At 67.9% G+C, this 24474-nt stretch carries 20 protein-coding genes; 12 read left to right on the top strand and 8 right to left on the bottom strand.

What is annotated here, in order from left to right; genetic code table 11:
* Positions 1–39 precede the first annotated feature (39 nt).
* A complete protein-coding gene (gene map / locus QR77_RS32175) occupies positions 40–858 on the top strand; it encodes a type I methionyl aminopeptidase (protein WP_040025569.1) in 819 nt (272 codons plus the stop codon).
* Between the two features lie 529 nt (positions 859–1387).
* Positions 1388–1528 carry a hypothetical protein gene (locus QR77_RS47050; protein WP_160310977.1) on the top strand — a complete coding sequence of 47 codons (141 nt, stop codon included), beginning with the start codon at positions 1388–1390 and terminating at the stop codon, positions 1526–1528.
* Between the two features lie 31 nt (positions 1529–1559).
* Here QR77_RS47050 and QR77_RS32170 read toward each other — a convergent pair whose 3' ends face one another.
* Positions 1560–2585 (bottom strand): hypothetical protein, encoded by a 1026-nt coding sequence (locus tag QR77_RS32170; protein ID WP_150130471.1) that lies wholly within the window; start codon positions 2583–2585, stop codon positions 1560–1562.
* Between the two features lie 494 nt (positions 2586–3079).
* Here QR77_RS32170 and QR77_RS32165 point away from each other — a divergent pair, with 494 nt between their 5' ends.
* The 9 genes from QR77_RS32165 to QR77_RS32125 all read left to right on the top strand — a co-directional run bounded on the left by QR77_RS32165 (position 3080) and on the right by QR77_RS32125 (position 14280).
* Entirely contained in the window at positions 3080–5383 is a 2304-nt protein-coding gene (locus QR77_RS32165) for a cache domain-containing protein (protein WP_052489211.1), read from the top strand.
* A 6-nt stretch (positions 5384–5389) separates the two neighbouring features.
* Positions 5390–6784, top strand: a complete 1395-nt coding sequence (gene pgsB, locus QR77_RS32160; protein ID WP_078877415.1) for a poly-gamma-glutamate synthase PgsB — start codon at positions 5390–5392, stop codon at positions 6782–6784.
* Positions 6781–7263 (top strand): poly-gamma-glutamate biosynthesis protein PgsC/CapC, encoded by a 483-nt coding sequence (locus QR77_RS32155; RefSeq protein WP_040025567.1) that lies wholly within the window; start codon positions 6781–6783, stop codon positions 7261–7263. The genes pgsB and QR77_RS32155 overlap by 4 nt, the downstream gene beginning before the upstream one ends.
* A gap of 21 nt (positions 7264–7284) precedes the next feature.
* Positions 7285–8379, top strand: coding sequence for an NlpC/P60 family protein (locus QR77_RS32150; RefSeq protein ID WP_040025566.1), 1095 nt, complete (start codon positions 7285–7287; stop codon positions 8377–8379).
* A gap of 179 nt (positions 8380–8558) precedes the next feature.
* Positions 8559–9434 carry a nucleic acid/nucleotide deaminase domain-containing protein gene (locus QR77_RS32145; protein WP_040025565.1) on the top strand — a complete coding sequence of 292 codons (876 nt, stop codon included), beginning with the start codon at positions 8559–8561 and terminating at the stop codon, positions 9432–9434.
* Between the two features lie 188 nt (positions 9435–9622).
* Positions 9623–11104: a hypothetical protein gene (locus tag QR77_RS32140; RefSeq protein ID WP_236710894.1), complete on the top strand. Its 1482-nt coding sequence runs from the start codon at positions 9623–9625 to the stop codon at positions 11102–11104.
* A gap of 132 nt (positions 11105–11236) precedes the next feature.
* Positions 11237–12841, top strand: a complete 1605-nt coding sequence (locus tag QR77_RS50080; RefSeq protein WP_040025563.1) for a nucleic acid/nucleotide deaminase domain-containing protein — start codon at positions 11237–11239, stop codon at positions 12839–12841.
* Positions 12842–12885: 44 nt separating this feature from the next.
* Positions 12886–13410 carry an SUKH-4 family immunity protein gene (locus tag QR77_RS32130; protein ID WP_040025562.1) on the top strand — a complete coding sequence of 175 codons (525 nt, stop codon included), beginning with the start codon at positions 12886–12888 and terminating at the stop codon, positions 13408–13410.
* A gap of 96 nt (positions 13411–13506) precedes the next feature.
* On the top strand, positions 13507–14280 hold the full coding sequence (locus QR77_RS32125; RefSeq protein WP_040025561.1) for a dienelactone hydrolase family protein: 774 nt from the start codon (positions 13507–13509) through the stop codon (positions 14278–14280).
* Between the two features lie 107 nt (positions 14281–14387).
* Here QR77_RS32125 and QR77_RS32120 read toward each other — a convergent pair whose 3' ends face one another.
* The 7 genes from QR77_RS32120 to QR77_RS32090 all read right to left on the bottom strand — a co-directional run bounded on the left by QR77_RS32120 (position 14388) and on the right by QR77_RS32090 (position 22190).
* Entirely contained in the window at positions 14388–15359 is a 972-nt protein-coding gene (locus QR77_RS32120; RefSeq protein ID WP_040025560.1) for an SDR family NAD(P)-dependent oxidoreductase, read from the bottom strand.
* Positions 15360–15421: 62 nt separating this feature from the next.
* The gene (locus QR77_RS32115) at positions 15422–16204 is read right to left on the bottom strand and encodes a GntR family transcriptional regulator (protein ID WP_063798105.1); all 783 of its coding nucleotides are present in this window, start codon (positions 16202–16204) and stop codon (positions 15422–15424) included.
* Positions 16205–16303: 99 nt separating this feature from the next.
* Positions 16304–16960 carry an amino acid ABC transporter permease gene (locus QR77_RS32110; protein WP_040025558.1) on the bottom strand — a complete coding sequence of 219 codons (657 nt, stop codon included), beginning with the start codon at positions 16958–16960 and terminating at the stop codon, positions 16304–16306.
* Complete coding sequence (locus QR77_RS32105) at positions 16960–17640, bottom strand: amino acid ABC transporter permease (protein ID WP_040025556.1); 681 nt, start codon at positions 17638–17640, stop codon at positions 16960–16962. The genes QR77_RS32110 and QR77_RS32105 overlap by 1 nt, the downstream gene beginning before the upstream one ends.
* A gap of 2 nt (positions 17641–17642) precedes the next feature.
* Positions 17643–18554 (bottom strand): transporter substrate-binding domain-containing protein, encoded by a 912-nt coding sequence (locus tag QR77_RS32100; RefSeq protein ID WP_040025550.1) that lies wholly within the window; start codon positions 18552–18554, stop codon positions 17643–17645.
* Between the two features lie 31 nt (positions 18555–18585).
* The gene (locus tag QR77_RS32095; RefSeq protein ID WP_040029012.1) at positions 18586–19311 is read right to left on the bottom strand and encodes an amino acid ABC transporter ATP-binding protein; all 726 of its coding nucleotides are present in this window, start codon (positions 19309–19311) and stop codon (positions 18586–18588) included.
* Between the two features lie 197 nt (positions 19312–19508).
* On the bottom strand, positions 19509–22190 hold the full coding sequence (locus QR77_RS32090) for a M14 family zinc carboxypeptidase (RefSeq protein WP_078877411.1): 2682 nt from the start codon (positions 22188–22190) through the stop codon (positions 19509–19511).
* Positions 22191–22795: 605 nt separating this feature from the next.
* On the opposite strand from QR77_RS32090, the gene QR77_RS32085 reads away from it, so the two are divergent.
* Positions 22796–24256: a glycosyltransferase family 39 protein gene (locus QR77_RS32085; RefSeq protein ID WP_236710893.1), complete on the top strand. Its 1461-nt coding sequence runs from the start codon at positions 22796–22798 to the stop codon at positions 24254–24256.
* Positions 24257–24474 lie beyond the last annotated feature (218 nt).

Below are 24474 nucleotides of genomic sequence, written 5' to 3'. Positions count from 1 at the left end.
AATATACCTGTCGGTCGCCCCGGAGAATCGAGGATCGCAGTGATCGAGCACAAATCTCCCGAAGACATCGCGCGTATGCACGTCACGGGACAGTTCGTCGGTCAGGTGCTGGCCGAGCTCGGCGACCTCGCCGCAGTGGGGGTCAACCTGCTGGACCTGGAGCATCACGCTCGCCGCCGGATCAAGGAGCGCGGCGCGGAGTCCTGCTACTGGGACTACGAGCCCTCGTTCGGCAAGGGCCCGTTCCGTAACGTCGTGTGCCTCTCGGTCAACGATGCCGTGCTGCACGGATTGCCGCACAGCTACAAGCTGCGCGACGGGGACCTGCTGACCATGGATATGGCGGTGACCATCGACGGCTGGGCCGCGGACTCGGCCCACTCCGTCATCGTCGGTACCCCGGCCGAGGAGGACCGGCGGCTGATCGAGGCCACCGAGGTCGCCCTGGAAGCCGCGATCAAGGTCGCCCTGCCGGGCAAACAGCTCGGGGACATCTCGGCGGCGATCGGCCGCGTCGCTTCCGAGTACGGCTACCCGGTCAACCTGGAGTTCGGCGGTCACGGTATCGGCCGCACGATGCACGAGGACCTGCACATCCCCAACGACGGTCGTCCTGGACGAGGTTGGAAGCTGCGCCCCGGCCTGACGATCGCGATCGAGCCCTGGTTCGCCGCCGGCACCAACAAGATCGTCTTCGACCCGGACGGCTGGACGATCCGCTCGGCCGACGGCTCACGCACCGCTCACTCCGAGCACACGGTCGCCATCACCGAGACCGGCCCGCTCGTGCTCACGCGGCGCCCCCAGAGCACAAAGGGGCTGGAGAACCACCGGGGATCATCGGCGACCGGACGCTGACGAGAGCTTCATCGAGCAGGAGCCCCTCGGTGGCCGACGACACGGCGACCGCGATGATCGGCCACGAGCCGGGCCGACTTCAGCCGCCGCGCGGTCGGCCGGGCGAGCGCCGACCCCAGGCGCACCGGGCTCGTCGGCGGCGCGAGGCCGGCTGCGGGCCGCTTCACGGTTCGCCGCGTTCTGGAGGAGCAGGCGGACGCCGGCCCCGGTAAGAGCGCGGACCCTCCCTTCCGCGGCGGGCACGGCCCACCGGACGGTGACGCCCGATCGCACCGGCCTTCGTATCGACGCCTCCTTCCGCGCGGGGACGTATGACGAGACCTCGCCCGCTTCAGCACGTCGGCGCGCTCCGCCTGGACGCCCTGTCTGCCGTTTCCGCGGTGGTCGTGGAGTGGCAAGATGTCCGACCTGACCACACTCTGACCGTATTGTCCTGAGGGCCAGCACCGGCGCCAGGCAGAGAGCAGCCCGCCGACAGGCCGCGGGCTTCGCCAAGCTGGCCGTCGGGCTCGGCGCCAAGGGCTTCTCCGTGCGGACGCCCGACGACTTGGGCGAGATCGACAAGGCGCTGGCGCTGGGGGCCGAGGAAGGCCCGGTGGTGATCGACGTACGCATCAACGGTGAGATCGAACTGGCGGCGAGCTGGGAGATCGCGAAGCACCTGAGCTGAGGCGTACAGCCGTGCGCCGGCGGGGCGCGGCTCAGCGCCCGAGAGGCCCCGGCGCCGGTGATCTCGACGCGGTCCCTGGCCACGTGGCGGCTCTCATCGCCTCCACCGCCAGGGCGCGCAGTTTCCCGTCGTCCCGGACCGTGCGGTTGACCTCGACGTGGAGGAACGGCAGGTTCTCCTTGGCCGCGAGCCTGCCCTGTTCGTTGGTACGGCCTGCCAGTTGGCAGCGGCTGTCCAACCAGGCGCGGCATACGCGGAAGCCGTCTTCGCCCAAGTCGTCGCTCAGGGTCTCCGCCCGCGGGCGGCCCTCCTCGCCGATTCCCGGGGACACCACGATGTCGTGGGCCGGGTCGCTCGCGTCGGCGAATCCGTGCACCTGGATGCCCGGCATCCGGCGGGCGGCGAACTGCTCGCAGACCGCGTGGAAGACGGTGTCCGTACGGTGAGCCATGTCGGCCGCGTTGCCCTCGCCCGCCCTGCGGTGAGCCCCCGCGATGACGAGGACCCCACCAGGAGCGCCCCGCAGGATCCCCACTCCGAGGGCGTCGCTGTGGGCGTCGGCGACCGGGTGCGGGACCTGGACCGAGTAGCTGACCGGTGCGCCGAGGGCGATGTAGACGCGGCCCCAGCCGCGGCGGGACTCGGCTGCCGCGCCGCCCCGGTCGGCGATCTCCGCGTACCGGCGCCCACGCGAAGCGTCGGTGCCGTCGGTGCCGTCCGCGCCGTTCGCCCCGGCGTCGCCCGCCGCGGTGTCTCTGATGATCTGTATCCGGAAGTCGGCCTCGGCGAGTCTGCGGGCCGCCTCCTCGCGCTTTCCGTCCAGATACAACGCCACCCCGTCGGCCACGGTGTCGCGTTCGGTACGGTCCGGTGGCCGGTAATGCGCGTCGGTGACCACCTCCGCGCTGAACTCCGCAATCCGGCGCCCCAGGTCGACCTCCAGTTCGGCGCCTTTGCCTTCGGCCTCCTTGGGACGCTCACTGGAAGGGCGCTCCCCCACCGTGGTGATCAGTACAGCGGCAGTCGTTATCAATGCACCGACCAGCAGAGTTGCCATGATCTTTGTTTTCACAAGAAGCGCTCGTGTCATATCTCGGTCAAATTCCAGTAAGCAGATAGGCCGCGCCGGGCGTCCGGGCGCGGTATAGATCTTCAGTGCGCTGCCGGCACGGGTACCGGTTGCCGTAACCGCGAATGGTTACCGTTGCACCGCCTTTGGCACGCCGTGCCCTTATTCGACTGACGGCTGATTCAGTCCGTCGACCACCGTTGCCACGTGTCAGACATTCGTGGGTAACACCATCGGAGAAGCCATTGCATACGTTCATCAGAATACTGTATACAATTATTCGAATGGGTGGCGCGAGCCGTTTCATCCAATTGTCTCGTCGCGCCTTCGCCGCCCTCGAAGACCGCTTGCCGACGGGCGGCGCGCGCCCGCGTGCGCCGCCCGCCGCCCGCTCTGCGAGAGGAACCCCCCACATGGCCATCTCGTCTGCGCAACGACGGCAGAAGATTCGACGGCGGAAGGTCGGAAGAGTATATGACGACATGTCACTGCTGGGTGGCATACGCCCGCCGATCGCGCTCCTCTCCGCCCTGTTACTCGCGCTGGCCGGCCTCACGGCGTTAGGGCTCGGCACCCCGGGCGGCGGGGCGCTTCCCAAGGCCGTACGGATCTCGCAGCAGCACTTCGCCGAGGACGGCGCGATGGCGCTGCGGACCTCGCTGGACGAGAGCATCACGGATCTCGACCGGACGGCTTCGCTGCTCAACGCCGGCGAGCCGGTCGCCGCCGAGACCGTTCTCGACAAGCTCGGGAGCGTCTACCAGAAGTGGACCGGGTCGGCGGTCATCGAAATCAAGTCCGGCAAGCTGCTCGCCGCGCACGGTGAGAACATCCCCTTCCTCGCGATCGACCGGCGGAAGCTGTCCGGCGACGACGGACTCGCGCCCCGGCTCGTGCGGCTGCCGGACGGCGAGGAACGCCTGCTCACCCTCGCCCTGTTGTCCTGGTCCGGGCATCCGCAGCAGCTTCTGATCACGTCGCACCCCCTGAAGGTCCCCGAGGTCAGTCTCGGCACGTCCCGGGCGATCGCCGTGGTCGGCGCGGGCGGCGCGATCCTCAGCAGCGACGGCCTCGGGGGTCTCGCGGGCCTCGGCGGGCTGGAGGACGTCGCCTCCGGGTCCGCCGATGACGGGACGAAGCGGACCGAGACGAAGCGGGCCGAGGAGCAGCTTCGTACCTTCGCGAAACTCGTGCCCGGGAAGGCCGAGGAGAACCCTGGGACCGGCGGGGATCCGGGCTCCGGCGGTTTCCTCGGCGTCAGCGGAACCATGACAGGCGCCCGGATCAGCGGTGAACGCCCGCTCGCCGGATACGCCACGCTCGCCGCGCCCGAAGCGGGGACGAACACCGAGGCGACGGGCTTCGGCCTCTCCGTCGTCACCGTGGTGAACGCCCCCGAGAACACCGGTCGTACCACCGACGACTGGCTGTTCGGACTGCTGTCGGCGGCCGCGCTCCTCCTCATCGGCGCGCTCGCCGTGGCCCTGCTGATCGGTACGGTTCAGCGCCCGCTGATCGTGCTCCTCCTGGAGAGCCGCCGCCTCGCCGGCGGCGATCTCACCCGCCCGACGGCCGTGCCCCGACTCGGTGAGGCGCGCCGCGTCGGCGAGGCGCTGGAGAGGCTGCGCCGCCAACTGCTCGGCGGCCTCGCCGGCGCCCCGGGCAGCGGTGGCGAGTCCGCCACCGGCCGCGGGCGACGCGGCCGCCGCGTACGCACCGGCGCACTGCTGGCCGGCAGCGGCATCCTGCTGCTCCTCTGGTCCGTCCCGATGATGCTGCTGCTCAACCGCGCTGGCAGCACCGCCGTCGTACCGCGACAACTCGTGAACGACCAGCGCGACCGGACCGCCACCCTCACCGACCGGGTGCGCCGCGCCCTCGACGAACGGGACGCCGACCTCCTCTCCGTCGCGACCCTCGTCGGCGACAGGACCACGCCGGAGGACATGTCCGCCGTCCTCGAACGCGTCAGGACCGCGCAGCCCCGCTACCGATCGCTGTACGTCCTGTCCGCCGACGGCAAGGTCCTCGCCAAGGCGGGCGACGCGCCTCCGCCCACCGGGAGCGAGCACGAGCCCGGCGGTGCGCGGATCACCGTACTGGGCACCGGCTCCAAGGAGCCCCGGATCACCGGGTACGCCCAACTGCCGGGCCGTAACGGCGCCTCACTCGTCGGCGAGTTCCGGATCGACTTCCTCAACTCGCTGCTGAACCGGCCCGGCCTCGGCGAGATACGGATCGTCGACGCCGAGCGCCGCGTGCTGGGGTCGAACAACGGCTACCTGGCTTTCGAGAAGCTGCCGTCGGACCGGCTCGACTCGCTGGTCGAGGCCGCCCAAAAGGAAACCGGGAGTGCGCGCTCCAGCGGTGTGCTCTTCCGCGACGGCGGCGGGATCCAGCTCGCCGCGGCCGCCCCGTTCTCCGGCGGCGCCGCCCAGCCGCTGGGCTGGACGGTCCTCAGTTGGCAGCCGGCCTCCGCGCTCGCCATCCCCGAGTACAGCGCCCAGAACCGTACGGTCCTGGCGGGGCTGCTCGGGGTCACGGCCACCGCCCTCTGCCTGGGCTGGTTACAGATCGTCGTCGTACGTCCGCTGCGCGCGCTGGCCGAGCAGGCCGAAGCGCTGGCGAACGGCGACCGCCGCACTGTGCTCTTCCCGCGCCACCACGACGAGGTCGGCGCCGTCACCCGCTCCCTCGAACTGCTGCGGCAGCAGCTTCAGGAGCGACGCGCGTGGGACGGGATCCCGTCGGAGTCGGAGTCGTCGACCCTCGCCGGAAGGAGCTGACCGAGCATGCTCTTCCTCTACTCGGTACTGCTCGTCGGCAGCGTGGTCCTGCTGGTCGCCGGACTCGTCGAGCAGCGGCGCCACTTCTCCAACCTGCGCCGTATCCCCACGCGTGTGCTGGTCAACGGCATCCGCGGCAAGTCGTCGATCACCCGGCTGTGCGCGGGCGCGCTGCGCGGCGGTGGGCTGGTGACGGTCGCCAAGACCACCGGGACAGCGGCCAGGTTCATCCACCCGGACGCGACCGAGGAGCCTGTCCACCGCAAGTTCGGCATCGCCAATGTGGTGGAGCAGATCGGCATCGTACGGCGAGCCGCCGCCTGTCGCCCCGACGCGCTGGTGATCGAGTGCATGGCGGTCATGCCCGCGCTCCAGGAGATCAACCAGTCGAAGTTGATCCGGTCCACGATCGGTGTGCTCTGCAACGTCCGTGAAGACCATCTCGCCGAGATGGGCCCGACCCTCGACGATGTGGCGCGCTCGCTGTCCCGCTCCATGCCCGAGGACGGTGTCTGCGTCACGGCGGAGAAGGAGCGCTTCGCCATTCTCCAGGAGGAGGCGGATGCCCGTAACTGCGAGCTGGTCTACGCGGATCCGGACACCGTTTCGGACGCCGAGCTGCGCGGCTTCGGCTGGTTCACGTTCAAGGAGAACGTGGCCATCGCGCTGAAGGTGGCCGAACTGCTGGGCGTGGAGCGCGATACGGCGCTGAAGGGCATGTACGAGGCCCCGCCCGACCCGGGGGTCCTCTCGGTGGAGCGCTACCTCACGCCCGATGGCAAGAGGCTGCGGTTCGCGAACGTCTTCGCGGCGAACGACCCCGAGTCGACGCTGATGAACATCAACCAGCTCATCTCCCTCGGCGCGATCGAGCGACCGCTCCATGTCCTCATCAACTGCCGTCCCGACCGGGTGGAGCGCAACGGCCAGATGGGCGGGATCGTGCCCGATCTGCGGCCGGAGAAGGTGTTCGTCGTGGGGCACCCCGCCAAGAGCGCCATCGACGCCATCCCCGCGCCCTGGCGCTCCCGCGCTGTGGACCTGGGCGGTGACCGGCGCGATCCCGAGGAGTTCATGCGGGATCTCCTCGGCGAACTGGGCCCGGACTCCTCGCTTGTCGCGATCGGCAATTTCCACGGCCAGGGCGAGACGCTGCTTGAGCACCTGGCCGGGCTGACGGCCGACGAGTCGCCGGACCCGTACGCCGATCACGCCGATCACGCCGATCCGGCGGTCGCGCCCGGGGAGCCCTGCGCGGCCACCGAGACCTCCCCCGCCCCTGCTGCCGGGTCCCCCTCCCCCCTGGAGGCCGTGGAACACCCGTACCACGACGAAACGCACCCCCGGACCCCGAACTCCCCCCACACCGCTGTGCCGCTGAACCCAGGAGAACCCCGTTGATCCCCTCAGTCCTCACCCCCGAGATCGCCGCGATCGGCATCGGTCTGGGCCTGATGTTCTCCCTGGTCTGCTATCTCGCGACCAACCTCTCGCCGGGTGGCATGATCACCCCGGGCTGGCTGGCGCTGACCCTCGTCGAGGACCTTCAGCGCGCCGCGATGGTCGTCGGCGTGACCGTACTGACGTACCTCTGCACGCTGGTCGTCCAGCGCTTCGTGATCCTCTACGGGAAGCGGCTGTTCTCCGCCGTCGTCCTCATCGGAGTGCTCCTCCAGGGGACCGTGATGATCGCGCTGTCGCTGGAATTCCCCCTGCTGTACTCCAACCAGACGCTCGGCTTCATCGTGCCGGGGCTCATCGCCTACCAGCTCGTCCGCCAGCCCAAGGGCGCGACCGTGCTGGCCACCGGCTCGGTCACGCTCATGGCGTACGTCGTCCTCACCGCCGGCATCCTGCTCGGCGCCCTGCCGTCAGCCTGACCCCACGGGAGCTGAATCCTCATGAGTGCTCAGTCCGAGGGGCGGGGAACCCGCCGGTTCCTGCACGCCCTGACGCTCCTCACGCTGCTGGCCGGCAGCGTCTTCCTGACGTACGACCTGCGCAAGGACGAACAGGCGAAGGCACCCGCGGTCCAGGTCATCACCGACACCCCGGACCTGACGTCGGCCGGCGACGCCGAACCGGGTGAACCGGGCGAACCGACCTGGGAACGGCTGTCGAACCCGGCCCGTTCCGCGCTGCGCGGCAAGGACGGTGACGTCCTCGCCACGTTCACCGACGGCGCGCGCACCGCGACGCTCACGGGCCCGAGCCGTACCTTCGCCGAGCCGGCCGACACCAACTCCCGTGTGGTGACCGAGAATTGGGTGCGGCTGATGCCCGCGGTGTGGAAGAAGGGCGCCGAGAAGGAGAAGTGGTTCATGGACTGGTACGGCGAGTTCGCCGGAAACGAGGAGGACGACCTCCTCGCCCACGCCTTCCAGTACGTCGAGGGCGCGCCGGTCAAGAAGGACGCCAAGGGCATTGCGTACGCCGGTGACGCGGCCTACGGGCCGATCAATCCGGCGGGCGGCGAGGCCCGCGACCTCCGGCTGGAGCAGTCCGACTTCTACGACTACCTCGGCAGCCCCCACACGTTCAGCGACGGCGTCACCGCACGACCGAAAAGCGCGCGCTACCGTTCCGTCGACTGTTCGGGTTTCATGCGGCTGATATTCGGCTATCGGGCCCACTTTCCGCTGATGTCGTCCGACACTTCGGGAGCCGGCCTGCCCCGCACGGCGAACGGAATGGCACGCTCCACGGTCGGTACGGACATCATCAAACTCTCAGGTCCGGCACCGGAATACGAGCGGCCGAATCTCATCAGCGTCCTGCAACCGGGCGACCTGGTGTTCTTCGAGCTGGACAACGACACCGACGATCGGCTCGACCACGTGGGCATGTATCTGGGCAACGACAGAGACGGTCACCAGATGTTCGTGTCCAGCAGGAAAGAGGTCAACGGCCCCACGATCGGCGACATAGGCGGCACATCACGCCTCGACGGCAACGGCTACTACGCGACGGCGCTGCGCAGCGCGAAGCGCCTCTGACGTGCGGGGGCCTCTCGGTGGGCGAGATGTTCAGTTCGGGGAGCCGAGAGTGTTGCCGAGACGGCCGCCCGTCAGCCGGATCCCGGCCGCTGAGCATGGCCGGAACAACGAACTACCTCATCGGGGAGACACACCTTAGGGTGATGGCGTCCGCCAGCCTGCCGTGACCAGGGAGCCCGATGTCCGAGCACGTTCCGGACCCGTCCGTCGCCCACTTCGGTCCTGAGGGCCTGCGCCGGATCGTGGTGCCCAGCTCGTACGGAGCAGGACTGTCCGAGACCGTCCGCCGGGTGCTGCGCGAAGTAGGCGTTCCCCTGCACGTGGCCCCGTACTTCACCGCGGCCGGCGGGACCGACGGCCTGACGTTGGGAATGTTCACCGGTCACCGCGGGCTCGTAATGCGGGACGAGCGAGTCGACTGGATCCGGCTCGGCACGGATCGCCTGGCTCACCTGTGCGTGCGGCCCGAGGGAGACGTACGGGCGGTGTTCCTGGCACGTCCCGAGCCCGATCTGTTCGTCAGCGGCGATGTCGAGGCGTTCACTACATCACTGGCTTCGCTGGACCGGCTCCTCCCGGTGATCGCTTCGTCCAGGAGCCTCCCCGAGGCGGCCGCAGCCTTCCGGGAACTGACCGCGGAGCTGCGGCAGATCGACCCGGACGCCTTCGAGGACCACGAGAGCTGGTGGCCGCGCGTGCTGGACGATGTACGTCACACGCTCAACTTCCCGTTCTCGTCGGCCTTCGAGTACGTGGACGACGCCGGAGGAAAACAGATCGCCACGGAGATGACGGGCCCTGGCAAGGCGCACCCCGAGGAACTGCTGTGGGCGCGTCTCTCCGCGGAGGGAGTGGCTCCGGAGCGGGTGCGCCGGGTGTACTGCGAGCTCCAGCCCTGCGTGATGCCCGGCCACTACTGCGCGGCGTGGCTCCAGCAGACCTTCCCACAGGCGGAGTTCACACACAGCTTCGACTACGGAGACACGGCGGACTCGCGGGAAGCGGGACTCAAGGAGCTGATCACGTACGCCGCGCAGCGGACCGGACCTCAGTGACCGCGGGACGGTGGGGGCGGCCGGCGGCGGGGCGGGAACCGGCAGCCGCCGCACTCCTCTCGTGGCTGGCCGATTCCGCGGCCCCGAGGCTGTGCATGGTCACCGGCGGCGCGAGGTGCGGCAAGTCGACACTGTTGGCCTGGTTGATCGCCCACGGCACCCGGCCGGCCACGGAGGTGGAACGCAGGGTGCATGGCTTCGTGCCGCTCGCGGGCCGGACAGCGACGACGGCGGCATGGATGCTTGCCGATCAGTTGTCGGTGGTGGCCCGTACTCCGGGGGAGCTGGTGAGCATGCTGGCGCGGGACGCGCGCCGCACCGTGATCGTACTCCCGGACCTTCACGCAGCCGATGACCCCGGAGCGGTCACCGAACTGGCCTTGGCGCTCCTGGACGTTGGACATGTCCGGCTGATCGTCGAGATGCGGAGCGGGAGTACGGAGACCGAGTACGAGAGACTCACGACCGTCCGGTCCGCAGTCATGGATCTTGATGAGACCCGGTGGACCGACCAGGAGCGGTACGCCGAACGGGCAGCGGAGCCGAGGCCGGTCGCGGCGGACGCCGACACCGTGGATGAGGAGCTGCTCGATCTCGACGACCCCGCCGCTGTCTGCGCGGCGGACCCCTGGCGCGTCTCCACGCTGTACGAGCGGTCCGGTGATGGTCACGGAGGTCTGCGGGCGGCGTGGCTCCGGGCGGGCGCCTCCCTGACGCGGGAGCAGGAAAGAGCGGACCGGGCCGTCGTACTGCTGGCCGCGCTGGGCGACGACGCGGACCCACGCTTGCCGCAGGCGCTCGCGAGCTTGACCGAGGGCGCCCCGTGGCGCGTCATCTGGCGGCGCGTGAGGGGCGACATCGCGCCGCCGTGGACCGGCCCGACCCGCGCCCTCGCCGCCGGACGCGGGCCGCTCGCCGGGCAGTTGGTGGTGGCCGACCACCAGGGGACCATCCGTCTGCTGCGGAGCGAGGACGCCGTACCCGTCGGGCGTCTCTCAGCGCCGGTGCCTCTGCCGACGGCTCTGGCCGCGCATCCGGACGGCACCGTTACGACTGTCGACGCCCAGGGGCGGCCGCACACCCAGCGCGGCGCCCCAACAGCCTCCGGCACGGGGCTCTCCGCACTGCTGGGTGGCGGTGCCACGCCACTGGAGCAACTCCTGGACGACGTAAGGGCCTACGCGCGGAAACTCACCGTGACGGCGCTGGCGTCCGCGGACAGGGTGCTGGCGGTGGCCGACGGGGCTGGGGCAGTGCACGCCTTCACGGAGAACGGCGCCGATCCGCATACGGCCACACTCCACCGTGGACCGGTGACGGCTCTGGCGGCGTTGGATCTTCAGCTCGCCGAGGGTGGCGGGACTGTTCCCGTGCTCTACAGCGGGGGTATGGACGGTACGGTCCGGGCTTGGGCGCCGCACGCCGATCCCATGGCCTCTCCCGTGCTGTCGCGGCCCTGCGCCGTGACAGCGCTGGCCGTGGCAGCCACCGAGGGCGGCCCGGTGCTGGCAACCGCCTGGGCCGACGGCCTGGTCGAACACCGTGCCCTGGACAGTGACACTGTGCGCCGCTTCCGCCCCGGCATCCACGTGAACGCAGTGGTGTTGACACCTGCGGAGCAGATGATCGTGGGCACGGACGAGACGCTCGTCTGCCTTCGCCTCGCCTGAAACAGGCCAATCTGGAAACAGTGTTGCCACAGTCCCGCCATAGCCTTCAATTCCCCTTACCTACTTGGCAGTTGGGTCGCTACGTTCTTCGCACGCGCATCGTAGGGGCCGACGAGAAGGGGACGACGGGGGATGGGCTACACGATTCCGGGCTGGCTCGACGACGTCCTGGACTTCATCGGGATCAAGTTCCCGAACGTGGACGAGGACGACTACCGCGAAATGGCCACCGCCATGCGAGATTTCGCGGACAAGTTCGAGGGACACGGCGGGGACGCGCACAAGGCGGTCACCCGGATTCTGTCCTCTTCCGAGGGCTGGTCCGTCGACGCGATGGAGAAGCACTGGGGCCACGTCAAGGCCAGTCACCTGGAGAAACTACCGGCGCTGGCCCGGCTGTTCGCGACTGCCTGTGACGTCCTCGCGGACATCATCTTCGGCTTGAAGACCAAGGCCGAGATCGAACTCGCGAGCATGGCGGCCTCGGTGGGCATCTCCGCGGGACTCGCCGTCGTCACCGGCGGCCTTTCCGCGCTGATCGGCGCCGCCGAGGTCACCGCGATGCGACAGCTCGTCAAGCGGATCATCGACGAGGCCGTGGACCGGATCGTCGACGAGGTCCTCGCCAAGATCACCGAGCCGGTCAACGCGAAGCTGGAGGCGATGGTCGAGGACGTGGCGCTCGACCTCGTCTCGGGTGCGTTCTCCGTACCCTCCGCAGGCGGAGGTGGCACGGCCGGTGGCAAGGGCGGCCACGGCGGCATGCAACTGGCCTCGGCGAGTGGGATATCGGGGTCGGGCGCGGTGGTCACACATATCGATCACGTCGAGTTCGAGGACGGAGCAGGGAAAGTCTCGGCGCACGGCAGAGAAATGCACCTGAACGCCTCGACACACCTGACGAAGGCGAAAAACGCTTTCGGAAGGAGCAAGGGGCGTGACCCGTTCACCCAGGCTTTTGACAGTGTTCTGAACGGCGCCATCAAAGGCACGGACCGTGCACTCGGAAAGATCACGAAGCATGTCACGGAGACCTTACCCGACCGAGTCAAGTCAACATCCAAGATCCACAAGGACAACGACCAAGATATCCGCGACGAAGTCAACCGTATTGCGGAGAAGAAGGGGCCGGACGCCGAGCAGCGGACGTACCTTCTGAACGCTGACGGAACAATACAGAGAGTCCATCCCGACGGCACCACGGGTAAACTCGACGACCACGACAGGACGCGCCTCGACGGGATTGTCAGGCCGACGGACACCTATTACATCCCGAAGACCGACAAGGAAAAGGCGGACTTTCACGCCGACAGTGACCACAAGGGGCGGGTCGTCTCAAAGAAGGTGGACCCTTACGGTTACGACCTCGCGGAGGCCACACATGCGGCGCGCAAAGCCCGTGGCGACAGCAAAGGAACCAACTACGCCGCCGGTCGCTACTTCGACGCCAAGGGCCGGGAGTCCATCCTCGTCGGCTACAGCAACAAACTCGGTCACTCCGAGCGCATGATCGGCCGGCCGCTGATCCATGGTGGGCTGCAAAACGGCCTCACCGAGGTGTTCAGCTCGCGCGAACCCTGTCAGAAGAACCCCGTCTGTGCACGCTGGCTCGATTACCATTTCTCTGACGACTTAAAAGTCACGCATGCCGCAGATTATTATGACGCGAGCGGGAAGACGACCAACAAGGAGCACATAGCCTATGTCAATCAACTGAAGAAACTGCTAGTTCTGTGATGCGCTAGGATGTACCAGTGAATTTTTCAGTGTCCCCTGCGGGAATGATCGAAGCCTACGGCCTGGAGAACGTGGTATTTTTTCCACAATATGCCGACGTTGATCCGCGTGCCGGATCCCTTCTGAGCCTCGTGGGGCTACCTCATTCCGAAGTCTTCTCTTCGCGGATCGATCCCGAAGACCCGTATGACGCGGAAATGGACCCGGTAGCTCTCGGAAACCGATTCGATTACTACAACTTCCCGTGCCCCCCGGAGAGCCGGTCCTGGTGGATGCTGGGAAATCTGTTCACCTCACTCATCGCGCTTGATCCGGGGTCCGGAAAGGTATACGCGTTCCCGGAGGGCGAGACGGGTTACATCCTTCTCCACCGGGACGTCGAGTCGTTCCTTCGTGCGCTGATCGAGTTCCGGAAGCTCGAAGTCGACCACGAGAACGAGACCTTGGAGCCGGTGGAACTCGCCGAGCGCTTCAGGCTGGCCGTCGAGGAGTTCGACACAACACCGTTTGCCGATGAGGACTCCCAGTGGAACCTCTCCCTGCAAGAACTGGTCGACGAGATCTGGTGACCACCACTCCAGCCGACATCGACCGGGTTCGCGCCGCGGCGCCCGCTCTGCGAAACCACGTTACGAACGGCGAACTCCCCCACTAGGGTCACGGAGATGGATCACGAACACGCCCACGTGAGCACCACCAGGACACTGCGGATTCCCACCACCGACGGCCAGGCCGACGCTTTCGCCGCCTTCCCCGAGGATGGCGAGCGGCACCCGGGGGTGCTGCTGTACCAGGACGCCTTCGGACTGCGGCCCGTGCTGGAGGAGATGGCCTGCGAGCTGGCCGGGCACGGGTACTACGTACTCGTCCCCAACCTCTACTACCGGCACGGGCCGGCACCGGTGGTGGAACTTCCCGAGTACATCGGAGAAGAGGTACGGCCCGCGGTCTTCGCGCGGCTCATGCCGTTGATCCAGGCGCACACCACCGAACGTGCCCTGCGCGACGCCGACGCCTATCTCAGGTTCCTCACCGCGCGGCCCGAGGTCAGCCCCGGGCCGGTCGCCGTGATCGGCTACTGCATGGGTGGCCCCCTGGCGATACGTACCGCAGCCGCTCACCCCGACCAGGTGGGCGCCGTCGCCGGATTCCACCCCAGCCCCTTGGTCTCCGACGCGGCCGACAGCCCGCACTGCCTCTTCCCCAAGCTGACGGCGCAGCTCCATCTCGGCCTCGCCGAAGGCGACATGACGGCCGAGAGCATCGGCGAGCTCAACCGGATCCTGGGCGAGGCGGGTATCGGCGACACCGCCGAGATATACCCCGGCACCATCCACGGCTTCACCATGGCCGACACCGAGGCCTTCAACGCCTCAGCGATGCGGCGCCACTGGGACCGCCTGCTCCCCCTCCTCGACCGTAGCCTGGGCAAGGGCTGACGCTCCTGACCACGCGGGCCAACTGAGGTCCAGCCCGGCCCGCAGGTCGTCGTCGACCTCGACACCTGGCGTACCCGCGGTGCGGTGACGCCAGGATCTGTCGGAACCTAGGACGCCCGGAGGAGACCGAGATCCTGGTCGACGTCGGCCAGTTCGCAACTGGCGTCCCAGAGGCGAGCCGCGACCGTGGTATCGGCCAGGTGACTGTAGGGGGGCTCCGGCCGTGGCCTGCCCCGTAGGCCGAAAAGCCTCGGTCCCCACAGCTCCCCTCCCCGCACCTCCGGGTCGAGGACGGCCCGCACCGCGGGCCACGCTCCGGCGTCCTTGCCCTGGAGGACGAGGCCGGGGGGCAGGCCGCCCAGCCGCTCACCGGCAGTCCTCATGTGCAGCGGCGGGCGGTCGGGCGTAAGGGAATCCAGTGCGCCACCCGGGTGGACCACCACACTGAGCACCGCGCTGTCGGCGGCCCGCAACCGGCGGTCGAGTTCGAGGCCGAAGTACATCTGCGCCAGCTTCGACCGCCCGTAGGTGCGCTTCGGCCGGTAGTCCTCGGTGGACTGGAGATCGTCCAGATCCAGTCGCTCGGACTTCGCCGCGAAGCTGCCGACCGTGACGACACGGCCCCCCGGCGCGGCCGACAGCAGGGGTGCCAGCCATCGGGTCAGCGCGAAGTGGCCGAGATGGTTGGTCCCGAACATGAGCTCGTTGCCGTCCTTGGTTTCGCGGCGCCGCGGTTCGTCGAGCGCGACCCCGGCGTTGTGGACCACGGCGTCGAGGTGGTCGAGTTCCAGTGTGTCCACAGAGGTCCTGAGAGACGACAGGTCGGCGAGGTCGAGCCGCAGGTGACGCACGCGCGCGCCGGGGACGCGGGAGCGGATCGAGGCCATGGCGGCTTCAGCCTTCACGGGGTCCCGGCTGCCGAGCACGATGTCGGCCCCGGTTCCGGCGAGCTGTTCGGCGACGAAGTAGCCGATCCCCGCGTTGCCACCGGTGACCAGGAAGGTCTTGCCCTCGGCAGGTGGCAGACGATGAACGTCCCACGTCCGGGTCCGGGTACGGGTCCGGGATTCGGGGGTCATGGCAGCAGGCTCCTCGCGCTCGGGGTGGCTGGACAGGCACACACGCGCCGCCTGCCCACACCTCAAGATCGCAGCAACTGCCTACAGGTCACCGACAGACACCCCGCAACACACCGACAGCCGGGACGAGGAGGACCGGGCGCGTGCCGGTCCCGTGAAGTCACGGCTTGCCGAGGCTGCTCCGGCGCCTCCTCCTGCACCGCGAGGTAGCGCCGCAGCGCCTGGCCCGCCTCGCGGACATGGCCGCGAATGTGCGCCTCCGCGGCCCCCGGGTCGCCCCGCCGGATCGCCTCCAGAATGGCCTCGTGCTCCTCGACGGCGACCGGCAGCCGGCCGGTCGCCCGCGCGGAGAGACGGTTGCCCATGCGCACCTGAGCGATCAGGTTCTCGGCGATGGGGATGAGCCGTCGGCTGCCCGCGCCCTCCCAGATCAGGCGGTGGAACGCGAGGTCCAACTCCCCGTAGCGCTGAAGGTTGTTCGCCTCGATGGCCTTGCGCTGCCTGGCGAGCAGTCGGCGTAACTGGGTGGCGATCTGGGCGTGGTTGGGCGCCCCGGCCGTCCGCCGCGCCGCGATCCCGTCGACGGTCTCGCGCAGCTCGTACAGCTCCAACAGGTCGTCGGTGCCGGCCTCGGGGACGAAATAACCGCGGTGCGGTACGGAGATGAGGAAGCCTTCGCGTTCCAGCGCGGCGAGGGCGGCCTTGATGGGGGTCGGGCTGAGGCCGAGTTGTTCGGTCAGGGGGCGGACGGTGACGCGCGAGCCCGGGGTGAGGGAGCCGTCGAGGATGGCGGCCCGCAGGTGGTCGTAGGCAGCGTTCAGCAGGGTGTGGCGCTGGACAGTCACGGTCGCCGGTGCCCCCCTTCTCTCCGTGAAGCGTCGGTGAGACGGCGGTGAGCCGTCAGCAAGGTGTCAGTGAGGTGTCATGAGGTGTCAGTGAAAGCGTCAGTGCAGTCTGCGCTCGTACCAGCGGGACAGCATCGTCAGTGGCAGGCAGATGACGAAGAAGACGGCGAGTACGGCGCCGAGGATCGGCACCGCGTGGGTGGAGCCGCCGGAGAGGGTGAGCCGTTCGATGGAGCGTTGTGACGCTTCGAGGATGTCGAGCAGTCCGATGACGGCGGCCAGCGAGGTCTGCTGGATGAGGTTGACGACGAGTCCGATGACCGGGGGCAGCGCTCGCCGGGCGGCCTGCGGCAGGAGTACGTGTCGCATGCGTCCGGTCCAGGAGAAGCCCAGCGCCGCCGCGGCCTCGGCCTGCCCGTGGGGCACCGACTGGACGGCGCCGCGCACGACTTCGGCCATGTTGGCGCTGCCCCACAGGGACAGTCCGATGGCGGCGGAGATGAAGGTGTTCACGCGTATGTCGATGATGGGCAGGACGAAGAAGATGAAGAACAGGATGATGATGATCGGCAGGCCCCGCCAGATTTCGACGTAGACCCGGACCACCGCCCTGACCGGTCTGCTGGGCAGGGTGGATACGGCGCCGAGCAGGATTCCGGCCAGCAGGCTGGCGGCGATGCTGACGAGGGCCAGCAGGGCGGTTTCGCGCAGGCCGCCGGCGAGGTAGCTCGCCACGGGTCCGACCCATGGGGGCATCAGTGTCCTCCTGGTATCGCGAAGCGACGCTCGACGGCTCCGGCGCCCAGTGACATCAGCCAGACCAGTCCCAGGTAGACGACGCCGATGGCGAGGAACATCTCGAACACCCGGAAGGTGACGGCGACGATGTTGACAGCGGTTTCGGTGAGCTCCGGGTAGCTGATCGCGACCATGAACGACGAGTTCTTGAAGACGGAGATGAGGATGTTGGTGACCGACGGCAGTGCGATGCGGGCGCCGAGGGGGAGGGTGACCTGCCGGAAGGCGGACAGCCGGGGGAAGCCGAGGGCTCGGCAGGCCTCCACGTAACCGCCCTCGACGGCTTCGAAGCCGGCGCGGAAGTTCTCCACGTTGTAGGCGCCGCCCCACAGAAGCAGCGACAGCCAGCCGACGGTGAAGCCGTCGAGTCGCAGCCCGGTTTCCGGCAGCGCGAAGAAGAGGAAGAAGATCTGCACCAGCAGCGGGGTGTTGCGGAACACCTCGACGTAGACCGTGATCAGTTGTCGGGCGACAGGTATGCGCAGCGCGCTGATCGCGCCGAGGAGCACACCGACGAGCAGGGCGCCGGCCATGCCGATGGCGCTGATTGCCAGCGTCCGCAGCAGGCCGGTGCCCAGATCGCCGAGATGGTCGGCGATGAAGCCCGGGTCGAAGTCGTAACCGGAAGCGTCGAGCATGCTCAGCACTTCATGGTGGAGCCGGACGGGTAGGTCAGATCGCTCTTCGGGCGGGGCACGAACTTGGCGAACTGCTTCTGCACCGAGGGGTCGGTGACGGTCTTCTGGAATTCGGTCCAGAAGAAGTCGGCCTGCTGCATATGGGCCAGCGCGCCGTTGACCCAGGCGAGCATCTGAGCGTCGCCCTTGCGGACGCCCATTCCCCAGGGGCTGTCGGCCTTGGCGTCGCCGACGACCTTGAGTTCAGGGTTCTTCGCCGCCAGGTCGAGCAGGAGTGTGTCGTCCTGGGCGAAGGCGTCGCCGCGCTTCTGGTTCAGTGCGGTCAGTGCCTGGCTGGTCTCGGTGAACAGGGTCTGCTTGACGTCCTTCATGCACTGGGTCAGCCAGAGGCTGGCGGTGGCGCCGCTGGTGGTGATGACCGACTTGCCGGCCAACTGCTCGAAGGAGGTGATCGGGGAGTTCTTGGGGACCAGCAGCTTCACGCCGCTGTCGAAGTACGGGGTGGAGAAGTCGATGGTCTGGGCGCGTTCCGGGGTGTAGTTCATCGTCGCTTCGATCAGATCGATGCGCTTGGAGGTCAGGAACGACACCCGGTTGGATCCGGTCACGCAGGTCAGGGTCAGCGCGTTGGGGTCGCCGAACGCGTAGGAGGCCATCTGGTGGGCGATGTCGATCTCGAAGCCCGCGTTCTTCGACGATTCGTCGATGTAGCCGAACGGCGGATAGTCGCACTTGACGCCGACGGTCAGCTTCCCCTTGCTCTTCACCTCGGCGGGCAGTGGCGCCCCTACGTTCACGGGCTTGGCGGTGGCGGCGGTGGAACCGCCCGAACCGCCGTCGGACGAGGAGGAGCAGCCCCCGGCGAGGAGCAGGACCATCGCCGTACCTATGACGATGCCGAATTTCGATCTCACGGCGTAACTACCTTCTGCCCGCTGGGGCGGGCTATCTGAGAACCTTGCGCAGGAACTGGCGGGTACGGTCGTTCTGGGGCCGGTCCAGCACATCGGCCGGGCGGCCCTGTTCCGCGATCACGCCACCGTCGATGAGCACGAGGCGGTCGCCGAGTTCACGGGCGAAGCCCATCTCGTGGGTGACACAGAGCATCGTCATCCCGGAGCGGGCGAGGTCGCGCATCACATCGAGGACCTCGCTGACCAGCTCCGGGTCCAGCGCGGAGGTCACCTCGTCGAACAGCATCACGTGCGGGTCCATCATCAACGCCCGTGCGATGGCGACCCGTTGCTGCTGTCCACCCGAGAGTTGCCTCGGGTGCGCGTCGGCCTTGTCGGCCAGCCCTACACGGGCCAGCAGAGCGGTGGCCCGCTCCCGCGCCTGGTCCTTGGGAATCCTCAGCAGCTTGCGCGGCGCCAGGGCGAGGTTGTCGAGGACGGACAGGTGCGGGAAGAGGTTGAACTGCTGGAAGACCATGCCGATGCGCCGGCGTACCTTGTTCAGGTCGACGCCGGGCCCGGTCAGGTCCTCGTTCTCCAGCAGCACCTGGCCGGAGGTCACCGGCTCCAGCAGGTTCACGCAGCGCAGCAGGGTGCTCTTGCCACCACCGGACGGACCGATGATCGCGACCACCTCACCGCGCGCCACCGTCAGATCGACGCCCTTGAGCACCTCGACACTGCCGTACGACTTGTGTACCCCGCGCAGCTCCACCATCGCGGCCGGGGCGTCGGCGGGTGGCTGGGCGAGCGGACCGTCCACTCCTGGCGACTCCGTCATCGCGGTGTCCGATCGTCGGCGTACAACCGGTGCCTTCCTCTCTGTCTGTCCGGTCTGTCAGTCCGGTCTGTCTGTCCGGCCCGGGGCCGCCGGTGGTGGGGGACGGTGAGACCCGTCCCCCACCACCGCGCGAGCTACTTTCCGAGGCCTTGGAACTGACTGGCGGTGAGCTTCGTCGAGGGCCCGTAGTACGCGGCGTTGAAGAGCATCCGCTGCTCGGACCGGTTCCAGGTGCGGAACCCGATCTCGTTGCCGAAGGTGACGACGTACCCCTTGTCGATCGTCCAGGACAGGCCGTTGACCGCCCCGTTGAGGCTTTCGCCGCCGATCAGCCAGCCGCTCTGCAACTGGTTACCGCTGTCGGGGTACTTGGCCACGACCTCCACCGGGTAGGTGGTCGTGCTGGTCAGCTTGTACGCGTCGTCCGACACGAACCACGCGGGGTTGTTCGCCGGCACACCCCAGGCCGCCGGGTTGTTCGTGTCGAGCTCCTGGCTCAGCAGCGATCCCGGGCAGTAGAAGTCCGAGGAGGAGCCGCTGGGCAGGACGGAGGTGATGGGCAGGGTGAACAGCGACTGGGCCGTGGCGGTCCCGCTGCCGTAGGTGACCAGCGTGCCGCCGCCGGTCACGAAGTCGTGGAGCTGGTTCCAGCCGGTCGTGCCGACGCCGAACGCCCAGGCCCAGTCGGGCGGATAGCTCTTCGGGTTCAGGCCGTTGACGATGGAGTTCTTGCTGACTCCGTCCGGCATGATGATGGCGTCGTACTTGTCGGCGAGGTTGGCGTAGTCGCTCGCCTCCACGACCGAGTAGTCCACCCCGTACTGCTCGAACGTCCACATCAGCCAGCCGGAGGGCATGTTGTCCGGGGGCTTGAGCAGGCCGATCCTCGTACCCGGCTTGAGCTGGACGCCGGCCACGGCGGGCACGGACCTGAGGGCGGACACCGGGATGCCGGTGTCCTTCGACTGGGTCTCCAGGAGCTTCCGGGCCGCCGAGGTCGGCGGTACGAGGAAGGTGCCGGCGGGGAACGTGCGGCCGCCGTCGGTGAATTGGGCGGCGGCGCGGAAGGTGGGGATGTTCTGCTTCTGCAGCGCGGCGACGATCCGGAACACCCCGTAGGACTCCGGGCCGATCGCGTACGCCCCGGTGCGCGGCGGTGCGGACGGCGTGCTGACCGCCGGGGGCTCGACGGAGCTGAGCAGCTTCGTCCTGGCCGAGAAGGACTCGGCGATGAGATCGGCGTCGAAGCCGAGCAGCATCGGCAGGGTCTGCGCGGTGGTGTCGTACGGCCGCTGCGGCGGGCCGCCCGGGTACTCCAGCAACTGCGGGTAGTCCTGCACCTCCAGCAGCGTCTTGGCGAACCCGGCGTAGGGCTGCTGGAGATAGATGATGTACGACCCGGTGGGGTACTGCTTGCCGCCGGCGGTGAACGCGGCCTGCGCCTGGCTGATCTCGACCGCGCCGAGGTGGAAGATCTCCAGGGCGTCGAGGACGGCCTGCGGGTCGCGCTGTCCGGCCGCGATGACATAGGCGTACGGGCTGGTCCTGGTGACCGCCTTGGCGCCGATGCGGTAGGAGTTGTAGAGCCAGTTGTAGTTGTCGTAGGCGACCGACTCCAGGCCCGAGTAGAAGGCCTGGGAGACCCAGTCGATGATGTTGCGCAGCGTCCAGGTCTTCGAGTCGTACGGCTCGATGAAGTTGATGTCGGTGGTCTGCTGGCCGAGCGGCTTCGTGCCCACCTGCGGGTAGGCGAGGTTGGAGGCGGACGCCGCCTCGGTGAGGATGCGCGCCGCACCGTGGTAGACGCAGTACTGCCGGGAGGGTGACCAGTAGTCGTATTCGGAGCCCCAGCCGTTGCCCTTCATGCCGGCGACGGTCATGCCCCGCTGCATCGCCAGGCCCAGTGTGTCGGTCTGCTGCACCTGGATGGTGTCGATGTTGGGGTCGTACGGCGACAGGTATGGCGGCGTGAACAGCCGGGGAGCGCCGGCGCCGGCACCGTGCGAGTCCTGGAAGACATGCGGCCGGTACTTGTTCAGAATCGAGACGTTGTGCCTGCTCTCGATCTGGGTCAGCATGATCCAGTCACGGTTGTCGTCGTGGCCGGTGTACTTGTTGTACAGGTCGGGGTAGGTGCGCGCGTAGTCGGTGCCGGCCGTGGCGGCGAAGTAGTCGTTGACGAGGACGATGCCGTCCGGGTTCTGGCACGGCTGAAGCAGGATGACCAGGTTGTCGAGGATCTTCTCGATGTAGTCGGACTGCTCCGTGGCCAGCCGGTAGGCCCATTCGATGGCGGCCTGGGAGTTGCCGACCTCGGTCGAGTGGATGCCGGCCTGCACGTAGTAGAAGGGCTTGCCTTCGGTGGCCAGCTTCTTCGCCTCGGCCTCGGACAGCCCTCGGGGGTCGGCCAGTTTGGCGTTGGTGGCGACCAGCTTGTCGAGATTGGCGAGGTTCTTCCGCGAGCTGATGGTCAGCAGGATGTACGGGTATCCGCGGGTGGTCTTGCCGATCTCCTGGAAGTTCACCCGGTCGCTGCGGGCAGCGATGAGCTGGAAGTACGGGACCATCTTGTCCCATTGGGCCAGGAAGCCGTCGGTTCCGATCGGAGTTCCGAAGTACTCCGCCGGGGTCGGTATCGGCCCCTTCTGCCGCGTTCCGGCGGACGGCCGGTCCTGGTCGGCGTGGGTGGGGGGTATCGCGGGGGCCGCGGAAGCGGCGCCCGGGTTGATCACCGTTGTGGCGGCCGCCGCGGCGCCGACCGCGGTGGTCCGAAGAAGCGCTCGACGGGACAGTCTTGAGCTTTCGCTGCTGGTCATCTACCGACATCGCCTTTCACGGTCCGGCCGGGCAAAGGGCCGTTGTCCGTCACGGGGCCGGGGTGGGCCGGCTCCGCCGTTTATGGGTGTCGTGCAACGCCACGCGTGGCGCGACGCTGCGCCACGATGGTTGTCGCGATGCCTGGGTGCCGCGCGCTGCTGTCGGGAGGATCGCGGTGTCCGCGAGCGCCCCGACCCCTGGCCGTGAGAAACCTTGCGTGCGAACGCAATCTGCCACCCGGCGGTAGGGAGGGCAACGGTTCCATCTTGGATTTAATGTTAAAAGCCTGTTGCAGGAGGGCCTGGTGGGACGGTCTCGGGACGCGCGAACCCGGGTCGCGCACAGGCGACTTGGCTGACCCGCGGTGCCCCCCGCGTCCCCGGGAGCGGGTACCGCGCATTTACCGAGCCGGTCGATAAGCCGCAAACGACTTTCCAGTAAGGTGACTTGACAAACTACGACGTGGGACGAATCGCGCAGGTCGCCCGTTCGCTCCCCTTCATGCTTTTCGGAGGTCAGCATCGCACTTCACGATCAGGCCCTTGCGGGTACGGCCGCGGAGGCCGGGGATCCGGTTGCGGGCGCGACGCCGACAGCAAGAGCCGTGTCGTCGACCGGACATGGGAAACTCCTGGCCGTACTGCTTCCGGTAATAACTGCCTTCGGTCTGGGGCTGTGGGGGCTGGGCCGGGACAATTCCATGTGGCGTGACGAGTCGGTCACCTATCAGGTGGCGCATCGCAGTCCTTCGGAAATCATGCACCTCCTGGGAAACGCTGACGCCGTTCACGGTGTCTACTACTTCTTCATGCACGAGCTGTTCTCGTTCTGGGACGGCGGTCTGTTCGCCCTGCGGATTCCTTCCGTCCTGGCGATCTGCGCGTCAGCCGGTCTCGTCGGACTCATCGGATCCCGAATCGCGGGAGCACGTGTAGGCGTTGTGGCGGGGTTGGTTTTCGCCGTCAACCCGGAAGTGCAGATGTACGCGCAGGAAGGGCGGTCCTACGCCATTGTCTGCGCGCTGGTTGCTCTGGCGACGTATTTCTTTGTCCGACTACTGGAGGACGCGTCGAAGGCACTCTGGGTGGCGTACACGCTGACCGCGCTGACCGCGACCTGGCTCCATGAATTCGCCCTTCTGGCCTTCGCGGCCCACGGAGTCACGGTGATGACTCTCCCGCACCCTGCCCGGATGCGGAGGCACTGGTGGACGTCGGCGGGGATCGTCCTCCTCTGCCTGCTGCCGGTCGTTTACTTCAGCGCGGGGCAGTCGGGGCAGGTCTCCTGGATCGGCAACCCGAAGCTCGCGGATTGGTTCCAGATAGCTGGACTCGCCGTCCTGGCCGCTCTGTGTCTGAAGTATCCACCCAGGGACGGGCGGTATCGCGTACTGAATCAGATGGCGATTCCGTTGACCATCGCCCCCACCCTGTTTCTTCTGCTGGGCTCGATTGTTCAGAAGATGTACGTGGACAGATATGTGCTGTATTCCAGCATCGGCGTATCGCTGCTGCTCGGGACGGCGTTCTGCCGTGGGCTCGATCGCGTAAATGCACTCCGGCAGGGAAGCCGAAGGAGAATGTACCGGGCCGGGGCCCTCATCGCGTCATGTGCGATCGTTGCCGCCCTGGTCCCCCCGACCCTTGAACTGCGTACCCCGTCAAGCCGTAAGGACAATGTCACCGCGATTGCCGACACCGTGGAGAACGTCGCCCGAAAAGGGGACGCGGTCATCTTCGCGCCGTCCCGCCGCCGCGAGTGGAAGCTTTCCTACCCGCGTCAATTCAGCGGCTTGAACGATCTGGCGCTGGCGCGGGATCCTGTACGGTCGGGGACTCTTGAGGGGACCGAGATCCCGGCGTCGCGGATCCGGTCCAGGATGATGTCGGCCGTACGACTCGTGGTGCTCAGCGATCCGGCCGACCAGCCCGAGGACACTTCCGCGCAGGAGACCGTCAAGCGTGAGGTCCTGCGGACACATTTCGCGCAATGCTCGCGCACGCGGGTGAGGGGCGCTCAGATCACCGTGTATGCCCGGCCCGGCAGGTGCCGCCTGCCCCGGTGAGCCTGTCGGAGGTCTTGACGCCGAACCTGGTCTAGTCCAATCTCGTGGCAGTACGCCGTCAAGATGTCGACCCGGACGGCCCCCACACCGTTCGGGACCCCCGCACACCTTGATGACGTCCCCCCATGTCATCGAAAGGACCAGGATGATGCGTCGACGTCCCCCCACCTCGTCACGTCGAACGATCGCCGGTTCGCGGCTCGCCGCGACTCTGACGG

Source organism: Streptomyces sp. 150FB (assembly GCF_000818195.1).
Lineage (GTDB): Bacteria > Actinomycetota > Actinomycetes > Streptomycetales > Streptomycetaceae > Streptomyces.
The sequence above is the reverse complement of the archived record's forward strand: the minus strand, read 5'-3'. Positions and strand labels throughout refer to the sequence as shown.

Bases quoted from the DNA above. Each gene is read 5' to 3' on its own strand.
- QR77_RS32165 (WP_052489211.1), top strand. From the start codon at position 3,080: ATGTCACTGCTGGGTGGCATACGCCCGCCGATCGCGCTCCTCTCCGCC.
- pgsB (WP_078877415.1), top strand. From the start codon at position 5,390: ATGCTCTTCCTCTACTCGGTACTGCTCGTCGGCAGCGTGGTCCTGCTG.
- QR77_RS32150 (WP_040025566.1), top strand. From the start codon at position 7,285: ATGAGTGCTCAGTCCGAGGGGCGGGGAACCCGCCGGTTCCTGCACGCC.
- QR77_RS32120 (WP_040025560.1), bottom strand. From the start codon at position 15,359: ATGACCCCCGAATCCCGGACCCGTACCCGGACCCGGACGTGGGACGTT.
- QR77_RS32125 (WP_040025561.1), top strand. From the start codon at position 13,507: ATGGATCACGAACACGCCCACGTGAGCACCACCAGGACACTGCGGATT.
- QR77_RS32095 (WP_040029012.1), bottom strand. From the start codon at position 19,311: ATGGTGGAGCTGCGCGGGGTACACAAGTCGTACGGCAGTGTCGAGGTG.
- QR77_RS32130 (WP_040025562.1), top strand. From the start codon at position 12,886: ATGATCGAAGCCTACGGCCTGGAGAACGTGGTATTTTTTCCACAATAT.
- QR77_RS32090 (WP_078877411.1), bottom strand. From the start codon at position 22,190: ATGACCAGCAGCGAAAGCTCAAGACTGTCCCGTCGAGCGCTTCTTCGG.
- QR77_RS32170 (WP_150130471.1), bottom strand. From the start codon at position 2,585: ATGGCAACTCTGCTGGTCGGTGCATTGATAACGACTGCCGCTGTACTG.
- QR77_RS32110 (WP_040025558.1), bottom strand. From the start codon at position 16,960: ATGCCCCCATGGGTCGGACCCGTGGCGAGCTACCTCGCCGGCGGCCTG.
- QR77_RS32145 (WP_040025565.1), top strand. From the start codon at position 8,559: ATGTCCGAGCACGTTCCGGACCCGTCCGTCGCCCACTTCGGTCCTGAG.
- QR77_RS50080 (WP_040025563.1), top strand. From the start codon at position 11,237: ATGGGCTACACGATTCCGGGCTGGCTCGACGACGTCCTGGACTTCATC.
- QR77_RS32105 (WP_040025556.1), bottom strand. From the start codon at position 17,640: ATGCTCGACGCTTCCGGTTACGACTTCGACCCGGGCTTCATCGCCGAC.